This window comes from Pseudoalteromonas neustonica (assembly GCF_001653135.1).
In the GTDB taxonomy this organism is placed as follows: Bacteria; Pseudomonadota; Gammaproteobacteria; order Enterobacterales; family Alteromonadaceae; genus Pseudoalteromonas; species Pseudoalteromonas neustonica.
In genome coordinates this window covers 133,344-145,713 of sequence record NZ_BDDS01000002.1, presented here as the reverse complement: position 1 = coordinate 145,713, position 12,370 = coordinate 133,344, and the positions used below count along the sequence as shown (strand labels likewise).

The following is a 12,370-nucleotide window of genomic DNA, read 5'->3' as shown; positions in this document are numbered from 1 at the left end:
AAAGAGGTGTTACGCTAAACATGGCGAAAGAAGACGTAATCGAAATGCAAGGGACGGTCCTTGATACTTTACCAAATACAATGTTCCGAGTTGAGCTTGAAAATGGTCACGTAGTTGTGGCTCATATTTCAGGTAAAATGCGTAAAAACTATATTCGTATTTTAACCGGCGATAAAGTTACTGTAGAAATGACCCCATACGATTTATCGAAAGGTCGCATCGTATTCCGTGCTCGCTAAGTTAGTGCGTTAACGAAATATCAAGTTTTTAGCTAAGTTGTCTAAGTAACTTAGTTACTTACTACATTAGCTTGAAGCGTTTATTAAATGTAATTGAATGCAAGTTGCTGACCATTACATTTAATAAACAAAAAGCCCAGCATTTGCTGGGCTTTTTGTTATCTGCGTTATTACAAACGCTTTTATGCAGGGGTTAAATTCGTTTCATAATCAAAACGAAGTTTTTTATCTTTAAGCGATACTTTCACTGTTCCACCATCAATAAGTGCACCAAATAAAATTTCATTGGCTAGTGGCTTTTTAAGCTGCTCTTGGATCACCCGTCCCATTGGGCGTGCACCCATTGCTTTGTCATAACCTTTATCTGCAAGCCATTCACGCGCTTTAGAAGTAAGCTCAAGGTTAACTGATTTTTTATCCAGTTGTGCTTGAAGCTCAACAATAAATTTATCAACAACCAGTAAGGTTACATCACGGTCTAAATGATTAAACCAAATAATGTTATCTAAACGGTTTCTAAACTCCGGTGAAAATACTTTATTAATTTCGCTCATCGCGTCATGCGAATGATCTTGATCAGTAAAACCAATTGATTTACGCACTGTTTCTTGTACGCCCGCATTAGTGGTCATAACAACAACAACGTTTCTAAAGTCAGCCTTACGTCCATTGTTGTCAGTTAAAGTGCCATGATCCATTACTTGCAACAGAATGTTGTAAATATCAGAATGCGCTTTTTCAATTTCATCAAGCAATACAACTGAGTGTGGATTTTTGATAACAGCTTCGGTTAGTAAGCCACCTTGTTCAAAACCAACATACCCTGGCGGTGCTCCGATCAAACGACTCACGGCATGGCGCTCAACATACTCTGACATATCAAATCGAATAAACTCAACACCCATGCACTTTGCAAGTTGCTTAGTCACTTCTGTTTTACCAACACCCGTCGGGCCTGCAAACAAGAATGAGCCTACCGGTTTATCTTCGCTTGATAAGCCAGAACGAGATAACCGAATTGCCGACGTTAATGCATCAATTGATTGATCTTGTCCAAATACTAACATCTTCAGGTTACGGTCAAGATTTTTTAACGTCTCTTTGTCACTTGATGACACACTTTGTTGTGGAATACGCGCCATTTTGGCAACAATCAATTCTATATCGGCAACACCAATGGTCTTCTTACGTTTAGAGATTGGCTGTAAACGCTGACTCGCGCCCGCTTCATCAATAACATCAATCGCTTTATCTGGTAAATGACGCTCATTAATATATTTAGCACTAAGCTCAGCTGCTGCCTTTAACGCTTTTTGCGTATAGCGAATACCATGGTGCTCTTCATAACGCTCTTTTAGACCATTTAGAATTTTAGTCGTGTCTGCCACGCTTGGTTCAAGTACATCAATTTTTTGGAAACGACGCACTAAAGCACGATCTTTTTCAAAGATATTTTTATACTCGTTATATGTAGTCGACCCCATACAACGTAACTTGCCACTCGAAAGCAGCGGTTTAAGTAGGTTAGATGCGTCCATAACGCCACCAGAGGCTGCGCCGGCACCAATGATGGTATGAATCTCATCTATAAATAAAATCGCGCTAGGCTTTGCTTGAAGCTCTTTTAGTAATGCTTTGAAGCGTTTTTCAAAATCGCCTCGATATTTAGTCCCTGCAAGTAAAGCGCCCATATCTAATGAATATACAACGGCATCTGCAATGACCTCCGGCACTTGTTCATTAACAATCCGATAAGCTAAGCCTTCAGCAATGGCTGTTTTACCAACGCCTGCTTCACCTACGAGTAGCGGATTGTTCTTTTTACGACGACATAAAACTTGAACCGTACGTTCAACCTCACTATCGCGCCCTACAAGCGGATCAATATTCCCTTCACGGGCTTGCACATTTAAATTAGTCGTAAAATTATCTAATTTACTTGGTTCTTCACCTTGTGCACCTTGCACCTCTTCATGAATATCGTCTGACTCTTCACCACCTATTTCATCATCTGATTTAGCTATACCATGTGAAATAAAGTTAACAATATCTAACCGTGAAATATCGCTTTTCTTCAGTAAATAAACCGCTTGGCTTTCTTGCTCAGAAAAAATAGCAACTAATACATTTACGCCTGTTACTTCATTTTTTCCTGATGATTGCACATGAAACACAGCTCGTTGTAAAACACGCTGAAAGCCAAGTGTTGGCTGAGTCTCACGCTCATCTTCCAGATCTGGAATAACGGGTGTTGTTTCATCAATAAATTCTGATAACTCTGTTTTTAGTGCAGCCATATCCACTGCGCATGCGATTAATGCCTCGCCTGCAGAGGGATTATCGATCAGCGCAAGCAATAAATGCTCCACTGTCATGAATTCATGGCGGCGTGTACGCGCTTCACGAAACGCCGCGTTTAAAGTTAGTTCTAAGTCTTTGTTTAGCATTGGCAACCCCTTACTGAGATAAATAAATATACCGTTGTGATGGGTATTCTGATCACCCTACCTTGGTATTATTCCTGCTCACAACTACATAGCAGTGGATGCTCGTTATCACGTGCGTAACGATTAACTTGGTCAACTTTGGAATACGCTACATCGGCTGTATAAACACCGCAAATAGCGCGACCATTCTGATGAACCTGAAGCATCACATCTGTTGCTCTATCGCTATCCATATTAAAAAACGTCGTAAGTACTTCTATTACAAAGTCCATTGGCGTGTAATCATCATTATTTAAAATGACTTTATACTTTCGCGGTGGTTGCAATTTTTGCTTTTCACTATCGCGAACAGTATCTAAAACATCCGAATCTTTCATGCCACTCATAATTAAATATAGTCTTGTCTTTGGAACTCAAGCAAACTTGAATTAAAAATAAATTAAATGTTAAAAAATAGTTTAAAACACTTGACTGATCGGCGAAATAAACTACAGTCAATTGTAGATTGATTAAACCTTAGTCAGTCTATCAAACTATACGGTTTAGAATAACTAAATTAGTCAACTTATAGAAGGATGTAGAAGTATGGCTTGTGGTAAAGTCAAATGGTTCAACAACGCCAAAGGTTTTGGTTTCATCGTGGAAGACGGCTGCGAGAATGACATATTCGCCCATTACTCAACGATTGTAATGGACGGTTATAAAACGCTTAAAGCTGGTCAAGATGTAACATTCGAATTGCAGCAAGGCCCAAAAGGCATGCATGCAACTAATATCGCTCCTAACGAAGAGTTAGTGTAGCTGTATAAATATTCGACTAAAGCGAGCGTTCTGTAAAGATCCTCGCTTAATCCTCCCTACAATTTTTTTCATCAAACGTGTTTTAATGTAAAAATAACCCGATATAGTTAGAAATTAAACGTTCTTAATGAACAAAAACTGCCCTTCCTCTTGAAATTCTTTTTTAATAACCCCATGTCCTATTTGTTATTAGCCCTTTTGTGCCAAGCTTGTTACACTCTTTGTGCTTAAAAACGGCCTTACATAGCTCTTTAAGTGGCAATACCTATGCTAATGGATCATTTAATTGGCTACAAAATTACAGTAAATTTAATACAGTTCGTCAGGTGTGGTTATTTATCACGTCCATTGCATAGTGCAAAGGACTTACAGTATTAACACCTAACAGACTGACTATTGCTCAATCGTGCTTGCATGATAGCGATGGTATTCTTTGCATTGTTGAATATGGCTTTTATGCCTACTATCTAGGAATGATGATGACATCAAAAATTATCTACACTAAAACAGACGAAGCTCCGGCACTAGCAACTTACTCGCTGCTGCCGATCATCCAAGCTTATACTAATGCCGCTGGCGTTGAAGTTGAAACACGTGACATCTCTTTAGCTGGTCGTGTTATTGCTAACTTCCCTGAGTATTTAACGCAAGAACAACGCATTGGCGATGCACTTGCTGAATTAGGTGAGCTTGCTAAAACACCTGAAGCTAACATCATCAAACTGCCTAATATCAGTGCTTCTGTTCCACAATTACGTTCTGTTATCAAAGAACTACAAGAAAAAGGTTATGCACTTCCAGATTACCCTGCTGAACCTAAAACAGACGAAGAAAAAGCAATTCAAGCTACATACGACAAAATCAAAGGTAGCGCAGTAAACCCTGTATTACGTGAAGGTAACTCTGACCGTCGTGCGCCTGGTTCTGTAAAAGAATATGCACGTAATAATCCTCATTCAATGGGCGCATGGAGCAAAGATTCAGCTTCTTATGTAGCTAGTATGAGTGAAGGCGACTTTTTTGGTTCTGAGCAATCAGTAACAGTTGATGCTGCAACAGATGTACGTATTGAACATGTTGCTGCAAATGGTGATGTATCTGTACTTAAGGCAAGCACACCGCTACTAGCTGGCGAAGTAATTGACGCATCTTCAATTAGTGTTGCTAAATTACAAGCATTCTTAGCTGCAGAAATTGAAGTAGCGAAAGAAAAAGGCATCTTGTTTTCATTACATATGAAAGCAACCATGATGAAAGTGTCTGATCCAATCATCTTTGGCCACGCAGTAAAAGTATTCTATAAAGATGTTTTTGCAAAGCACGGTGCTTTATTTGCTGAGCTAGGTGTTGATGTAAACAATGGCCTGGGTGATGTTTACGCTAAAATTCAAACTTTAGATGATGCAAAACGCACTGAAATCGAAGCTGATATTGACGCTGTTTATGCAACTCGCCCTGCAATTGCAATGGTTGATTCTGATCGTGGCATCACTAACCTTCACGTACCAAGTGATGTGATCATCGATGCATCTATGCCTGCAGCTATCCGTTCAAGCGGCCAAATGTGGAATAACGAAGGTAAATTACAAGATACTAGCTTTGTAATTCCTGATCGTTGTTATTCAAGTGTATATCAAGCAACGATTGATTTTTGTAAAGAGCATGGCGCATTTGATCCTACCACTATGGGTAGCGTACCAAACGTAGGCCTAATGGCCCAAAAAGCGGAAGAGTATGGTTCACACGACAAAACGTTTGAAGCACCTGCAAACGGTGTCATTCGTGTTGTAGATACAAATGGCACAACTTTACTTGAGCACAGTGTTGAGCAAGGCGATATCTGGCGCATGTGTCAGGTTAAAGATGCACCAATCCAAGATTGGGTTAAGTTAGCGGTTAACCGCGCACGTGCTACGGGTAACCCTGCAATTTTCTGGCTTGATGAAAACCGTGCACACGATGCGCAAATCATCAAAAAAGTAAATGCATATTTACCAAACCATGATACTTCTGGCCTTGATATCCAAATTTTAGCGCCACTTGAAGCTACGTTATTCTCTCTTGCACGTATTAAAGACGGCCTAGACACTATTTCAGTAACGGGTAACGTACTACGCGATTACCTTACTGATTTATTCCCAATTCTAGAGCTTGGTACAAGCGCTAAAATGCTGTCAATCGTGCCTCTTATGAATGGCGGCGGTTTATTTGAAACTGGCGCGGGTGGTTCTGCACCTAAGCACGTACAACAGTTCGAAAAAGAAAACCACTTACGTTGGGATTCTTTGGGTGAATTTTTAGCACTTGCCGCATCACTTGAGCACCTGAGCACTACAACGGGTAACAACAAAGCACAAGTACTTGCTGATACGCTTGATAAAGCAACAGGAACTTTCCTTGCTGAAAATAAATCGCCTTCGCGTAAAGTGAAAGAAATTGATAACCGTGGTTCTCATTTCTTCTTATCTTTATTCTGGGCGCAAGAGCTTGCTAAGCAAGACGACGACAGTGAACTTAAAGCACAGTTTACTCAAATCGCCAGCGATTTAGAAAGCAATAAAGAGCAAATCATTAATGAACTTAATGACGCACAAGGTCCGGCAGTAAACATCGGTGGTTATTTCCAACCAAATGATGCTGCAGCATTCGAAGCAATGCGTCCAAGCACTACATTTAACGATATATTAGCTAAATTAATATAAGTATCGGTTAAAATTAAAAAAGGCGTTCACTGTTAAAGTGAGCGCCTTTTTTGTGCCTAATACAAAGATCCATCTTTTTCAATACCGACTCAAATTATTCCAATTCTCTTAATTATGAGATCTATTTTGTGGCAAAAAAACCTTGTCGATAACAAGGCAAAAATATCGTCATTTAGTTGTTCTAAATAAGAAATTTTTAACGCCGTTAGCGTCAGGTTTGATACCTCAAAATGACTTAGTATTATTGCGGATTGAAATTAACTTCAGTAAAGTTTAGCACCAAACTCACCAATGAGTTCATGCAACGTAAGAGACCCTAGACATAGAAGCACCAGTCAGTATTAATTAATAGCTGACTGGCACTGAATTTGAATTCAAGATTGGTTTCCTAGCAAAATATCACTTTACAGCTTGGATCTTCGCTTGTTCTTGCTGACTCGCCATGAATTCATTAAATGTACCGTGGAAATTCACAACTTCTTTATCACGAATATCGATAATACGAGTCGCCAATGACGATACAAACTCACGGTCATGGCTTACAAAAATCAATGTGCCTTCGAAGCCTTTTAATGCATTGTTTAGCGCTTCAATAGCTTCCATATCCATGTGGTTGGTTGGCTCATCCATTATCAACACATTTACGTCTTGCATCATTAGTTTGCCAAATAATAAACGGTTTTTCTCACCACCCGAACAGTTTTTAGCTTTCTTGTTAGAATCATCAGCAGTAAACAACAACCGCCCTAACATGCCGCGTACCATTAAGTCATTATGTTTGGCCGTACGCCATTGTGACATCCAATCAAATAAAGTTAAGTCATTATCAAAGTCTTTACTGCTATCTTGAGGGCAATAGCCTACAGATGCGTTTTCTGACCATTTAACCACGCCATGATTCGCTTCAAGCTCCCCCACTAAACAGCGAATGAAGGTTGATTTACCAACACCGTTTTCGCCGATGATGGCTAGTTTAGAACCAGCTTCTAAAATTAGCTCACCATTTTCAAACAGTACTTCGCCATCAAAACCATGACCAAAATCTTCTAAAATCAATGCTTGGCGGTGCATCTTTTTACCTTCATCAAAATACAGTGAAGGTGCCATGCGGCTAGATGATTTCACTTCATCTAAGCTAATTTTATCCATACGCTTTGCACGTGAACTCGCTTGTTTAGCTTTTGATGCGTTGGCACCAAAACGATTTACGAAATCTTGTAGCTCTTCAATCTCAGATTGCTTTTTGGCATTACCAGCGAGTAACTGATCACGAATAAGTGTTGATGCTTCAATGAATTTCTCATAGTTACCAGGGTAAATACGCAGTTCACCGTAATCAATATCGGCCATATGAGTACATACTGCATTTAAAAAATAACGGTCATGAGAAATAATAATCATGGTACATTTACGTTGGTTAAGTTCATGCTCTAACCAGCTGATTGTGTGGATGTCCAAGTTATTGGTTGGCTCATCCAGTAATAATATATCTGGATTTGCAAATAAAGCCTGCGCTAATAACACACGTAATTTCCAGCCAGGGGCGACTTGTGACATTAGACCAAAATGAAACTCTTCTTCTATACCTGCTTTTAATAAAATGTCACCTGCACGACTTTCCGCGCTGTAACCATCCATCTCTGCAAAAATACTTTCAAGCTCAGCAACTTTCATACCATCGGCTTCACTCATTTCGGGCAATGAATAAATACGGTCACGTTCTTGTTTAATTTCCCACAGTGCAACGTCACCCATGATCACGGTATCAACCACTGAGTATTGCTCAAAAGCAAACTGATCTTGGCTCAAGTTACCTACTTTCAGACCTGGTCCAATTGACACATTACCTGATGTTGGAGCTAATGAACCATTTAGGATTTTCATAAAGGTCGACTTACCGCACCCATTTGCGCCAATTAGGCCATAACGATTGCCGTTACTAAATTTAGCAGAGATGTTTTCAAATAATGGTTCAGCACCAAACTGCATGGTGATATTAGCGGTAGAGATCAAGATGAATTTCCTAAGCACGTACTGTAGAGCACGCTATTTTTTATTTCAAAAAAAGCAGCCCTGACAATAGTCGGTGCGATTATACGGTATAAAGAGGACGCGAATTATACAGACGGCTAGCCCCACCTGTCGAGCACTGTCTGGGTTTGTATGCATTTTATTACGTTACTTTACGCTTATCTCGTAATTTACAGGGAAAGTACTCGTGGGTTTGCCCATAAAACCTCGTTTATAAATGCGAATGAAGCCACGCACCTTGGGTTTCACCGTGGTTTGTTTTTACATCATACGCAGCACTTGCTTTATTCAATTGTTCCACAATCTTATACGCTACAGTATTAGCATCATCAGATAAGGTCTTACAATCACGCTGAGGGCGCATGCTTTTTAGCGCATCCTCTATTTTTGAAGCAAAAGTAATAGCTAACTCACCGTGACCTTGTTCATGCAGAAGTAGCTTTGAATACCACGGTGCCCATACTGTGTTTACTTGCTGGCTATCAGAATCGAGTTCTGGCATTGTGTATTTAAGTTGTAATATTGTTTTTACACGCACTAACCGGCATCGCTTCGCTGTTTTTTCCCAATTAAAGCGCCACCGTATGTCAAAACGTGTATAACCATGAAAAACCTTCCCGTTTTCTCTTATTGGCGATGCATGATTAACCGACTCAAGCAGTTTTTCTTTACTTGAGACTTTGACTTTATAGTAAGTCGTATCTTGTTCTATTACCTGTTCAGCTATTACTATAGGTGTAAATAAAAAGATTAAACTCAATATTATCAATCTCATACTACTATTTCCTTGTTAAATTTTTTAGCAAAAGAGATTGCTCAGGTTTTAATCTATCGGCATAGTTCAATTCTTTGCGATTCAAGTAACTTAAAATTATCAACGGGTTTTCACCCAGCCTATGCTTAACAAGTACCTGTTCCCTTTTACTATTTTAGATACTTGATGCTCCGATACATCAGGTCGAAAAAACTTGATTCGTTTAGTTTCAAATAGTGGTTTTTTACAAATAAAGTCTCCGCCTTGCTCTGCATTTTTTAAAATAATATTTAATCTATAGTGCCTACCACATTTAACTTTATCCGTATGAGGGGCTATCTCACTACCTTGTGGAAATTTAAGTAAGTAGGTATCAAACTTAATTGGCCACAACGCACCACATAGTAACATTTTGTCATAACCTGATTGCTGTCTACCGCGCTCCCATCTAAATAACCTGTTTAAAATAGACATATTCAACCCCCTTTATTATTTATTGCTGGGAAATTTCATAATACCAATTGTAGAACTAGTAATTTATCATAACGATAAGAAAATGATTACGTTTTAACTAAAGTGGGTATAACACTGCTTGCAGGCTTTAGTCATTGAATAATATAACTTGCCTGTTCTTGTGATGATGCTGACAATAAAAACTCGCTATTGATAAGCTCTTGGCCCTGCGTCTTGTAAAAAATAATTAATTCTGTGTTTCCCATGAATGAACCAAAAAGTAAAAGGAGCCAAACGGGCTCCTCTTAATCAAACTATGCTTTCACTAAAGTCTTAATAAGCAACTAAACGTAAGCCCAATAGAGCCAACATAACCAAATTGGCTCCCACTGCGGCTAAGAAGAAGTAACTACGTGGGCTGGGATTCTTTTCTGTTGCAATGCTATAGTAAAATACCATATGTAAAATACGGGCTACAACGTACACCCAAATACACATTGCAAAGATGGCACTGTGATACCCAATAATAAAAGAAAAAAGCACCGTCCCTAAAAATAAAGGGCTATTTTCAAGCGTGTTATGAAATGTACGATGCGCTCTAAAAATGAAGCTTTCGTGGCTTAGGGTATCATCAATTTTCCCTGGTATCGCATTTGGCTTGCTTGCTTTACTAAACGTTGCAATAGCCCATTGGATAAACAACATAATCAAATAGAGATAAAGCGCATAATAAGCCGATAAGGTAAGTTCAGTCATCAATATTCCTTTTTAGTCTTTGTACTTTAAGTAAAGCAAAACACAAGCCAATTATAACTGCATGATTTTAAATGCATTATATTTTTACGGCGCAATTTTTTGTAAATCTGAGTTGATACTTTATAAAAGCTACATGGTTAACCTTAAATACATACCCAAGCCACCTCAAGATGCAGTTTCAGTTGGAATTAAAAGCGATTTAGACAAGGCATTGATTGCAAATAATGGTTGTTCCCTTGTTAAAATCATTCCCTTATTAAAGTAACGCAGTATAAATCGCTTTTAAACCAACCCGTTGGGCGTTCCACAGGCGCTTACTCTCATCGTTGTTACTTCTTAAAAGGGACTGCCATTATTGCAAAGTAACGCCTTGATATTAAACACCTGTGAAACGCTGAAGTCTGTATCTTGAGGTGGTTTGGGTATATAGCCTATACTTTTGAAAATTTAGTAATTATTTTATATTTTAAATCATTACGTTAGTCAGTTTTTTAAGCCGTGTTTAAGCTAATTATTTATATTTCACATTTATACTTTCTGTAATAGCATCAGCAAAAACTATAACTGGCCCCTTTATCAATCATGCTAGGGCGTGTTGACCTTTCGTGATTGATTTTGCAGCAGTCTATTTGGTATTTAGGCAAGCCAGCGCCTATGCTGTGTGGTTGCTCCCCATAAATAGGCGATAACGCAGTATAAATGCCAAATATGCGCTGCCCAAAGGGTTTTTCCTAGGGGCGATTAACTCTTTGTTGCATACACGGACGTAGATAAGGGGCGTGAGCAGGACGCGGAAGCTTTGCTCGATTTTTACTTATTCTCACATGGATGTGAGCCAGTAGAATAACGCAGGAGCAGTTATCGAGCCCGCTAGGTTACAAACCTTGCGCCGCGATTAAATCGCCCCTAGATTGAGCAAATTTCAATCCACAAAGGTCAACACGCCCTACCTAGTACCCATAAAATTTTAATAAACAGCCTAAACCTCACCGTTAGTTATAAAAATGCCTGATAATGTGATGGTTTGTGTTACTTTTATTGTTTGTGGTACATGCCACTAACACATTAGGAACTCATTTTATGGATCTTTTTCTTTGGCTTGGTATCGTTTTTTGCATTTCGCAATCAGCCATATTTTCAGGTCTAAATTTAGCTTTTTTCTCTTTGAGTCGTTTACAACTCGAAGTAGAGTCAACAAAAGGTAATAAAGATGCGAAAAAAATACTCGCATTGAGAGGTGACTCAAACTTCCTTTTAACCACTATTTTATGGGGTAATGTGGGTATCAATGTTTTATTGACCCTATTATCTGATTCTGCTTTAGCAGGTATCAGCGCCTTTTTATTCTCCACAATTGCAATCACCATTATTGGTGAAATTATTCCCCAAGCCTATTTTTCAAGAAACGCACTAAAAATGGGAAGTTTATTGTCCCCGATAATCCGCTTTTATCAAATATTGTTTTATCCCGTAGCAAAGCCAACGGCTATTATATTAGATCTATGGCTAGGTAAAGAAGGCATTACCTACCTCGCTGAAAGCGAACTAAGCAGTATTATCAGAAAACACATTGAAGCCGAAGGTACCGATATCAATCATGTCGAAGGGATTGGCGCACTTAACTTCTTTAAACTAGATACCATAACCGTTGCTGATGAAGGCGAGTTAATTGATCCTGATTCAATTATCGCGCTAAAAACAAAAATGGATTTACCGATTATTCCCGACATCACAAATTCAGCAGAAGATCCCTTTTTAAAAAGTATTAATAAATCGGGTCATCGTTGGGTGGTAATCACCAATTTAGATGATGAACCTTTGCTGGTAGTGGATGCTGATGGCTTATTAAGAGCTGCCTTGTTTGAGTTTGATAGCTTTGACGCGTATCGTTTTTGTCACCGCCCTATTATTATTACTGATGATAAAACCAGTTTAAGTGACGCTGTGATAAAAATGAAAATGAGTCAATCGGTGGATAAAGCATTCGATGGTGCTATTGATCAAGATGTGTTGCTTGTTTGGGGAACTACAAACCGTATCATAACTGGCGCTGATATTTACGGCCGACTACTAAAGGGCATGCAGCCTCCTGAACTATTATTACCCGCACAAAAACCAAACGTACAATAAACATAAATAAGCGAGCAGACTACTTATAGGCACTGGTTTTAATCAGTGCCTATAAGA

General features: G+C 38.9%; 10 protein-coding genes. 4 read left to right on the top strand and 6 right to left on the bottom strand.

From position 1 onward, the window contains the following. The first annotated feature begins 20 nt into the window (after window positions 1-20). Window positions 21-239: a translation initiation factor IF-1 gene (gene infA, locus A7967_RS03915; protein ID WP_002962494.1), complete on the top strand. Its 219-nt coding sequence runs from the start codon at window positions 21-23 to the stop codon at window positions 237-239. Window positions 240-421: 182 nt separating this feature from the next. Here infA and clpA read toward each other — a convergent pair whose 3' ends face one another. Together clpA and clpS are read right to left on the bottom strand one after the other, a co-directional pair. Then, window positions 422-2,686, bottom strand: a complete 2,265-nt coding sequence (gene clpA, locus A7967_RS03910) for an ATP-dependent Clp protease ATP-binding subunit ClpA (protein ID WP_064435396.1) — start codon at window positions 2,684-2,686, stop codon at window positions 422-424. Window positions 2,687-2,754: 68 nt separating this feature from the next. After that, a complete protein-coding gene (clpS, locus tag A7967_RS03905; RefSeq protein WP_170173927.1) occupies window positions 2,755-3,063 on the bottom strand; it encodes an ATP-dependent Clp protease adapter ClpS in 309 nt (102 codons plus the stop codon). Window positions 3,064-3,271: 208 nt separating this feature from the next. Here clpS and cspD point away from each other — a divergent pair, with 208 nt between their 5' ends. Continuing rightward, window positions 3,272-3,487, top strand: a complete 216-nt coding sequence (cspD, locus tag A7967_RS03900; RefSeq protein WP_054204685.1) for a cold shock domain-containing protein CspD — start codon at window positions 3,272-3,274, stop codon at window positions 3,485-3,487. A gap of 479 nt (window positions 3,488-3,966) precedes the next feature. After that, complete coding sequence (locus A7967_RS03895; protein ID WP_054204686.1) at window positions 3,967-6,189, top strand: NADP-dependent isocitrate dehydrogenase; 2,223 nt, start codon at window positions 3,967-3,969, stop codon at window positions 6,187-6,189. Window positions 6,190-6,588: 399 nt separating this feature from the next. On the opposite strand, the gene A7967_RS03890 is transcribed toward A7967_RS03895, so the two are convergent. From A7967_RS03890 to A7967_RS03875, 4 genes are all read right to left on the bottom strand, one after another. Further along, window positions 6,589-8,202 (bottom strand): ABC-F family ATPase, encoded by a 1,614-nt coding sequence (locus A7967_RS03890; RefSeq protein WP_054204687.1) that lies wholly within the window; start codon window positions 8,200-8,202, stop codon window positions 6,589-6,591. A gap of 229 nt (window positions 8,203-8,431) precedes the next feature. Beyond that, the gene (locus A7967_RS03885) at window positions 8,432-8,995 is read right to left on the bottom strand and encodes a DUF922 domain-containing Zn-dependent protease (protein WP_054204688.1); all 564 of its coding nucleotides are present in this window, start codon (window positions 8,993-8,995) and stop codon (window positions 8,432-8,434) included. Between the two features lie 99 nt (window positions 8,996-9,094). Continuing rightward, the gene (locus A7967_RS03880) at window positions 9,095-9,448 is read right to left on the bottom strand and encodes a 2OG-Fe(II) oxygenase family protein (RefSeq protein WP_054204689.1); all 354 of its coding nucleotides are present in this window, start codon (window positions 9,446-9,448) and stop codon (window positions 9,095-9,097) included. A 312-nt stretch (window positions 9,449-9,760) separates the two neighbouring features. Then, window positions 9,761-10,183 carry an MAPEG family protein gene (locus A7967_RS03875; protein WP_054204690.1) on the bottom strand — a complete coding sequence of 141 codons (423 nt, stop codon included), beginning with the start codon at window positions 10,181-10,183 and terminating at the stop codon, window positions 9,761-9,763. 1,080 nt (window positions 10,184-11,263) lie between these two features. On the opposite strand from A7967_RS03875, the gene A7967_RS03865 reads away from it, so the two are divergent. Next, entirely contained in the window at window positions 11,264-12,313 is a 1,050-nt protein-coding gene (locus A7967_RS03865; protein WP_064435395.1) for a DUF21 domain-containing protein, read from the top strand. The last annotated feature ends 57 nt before the right edge of the window (window positions 12,314-12,370 follow it).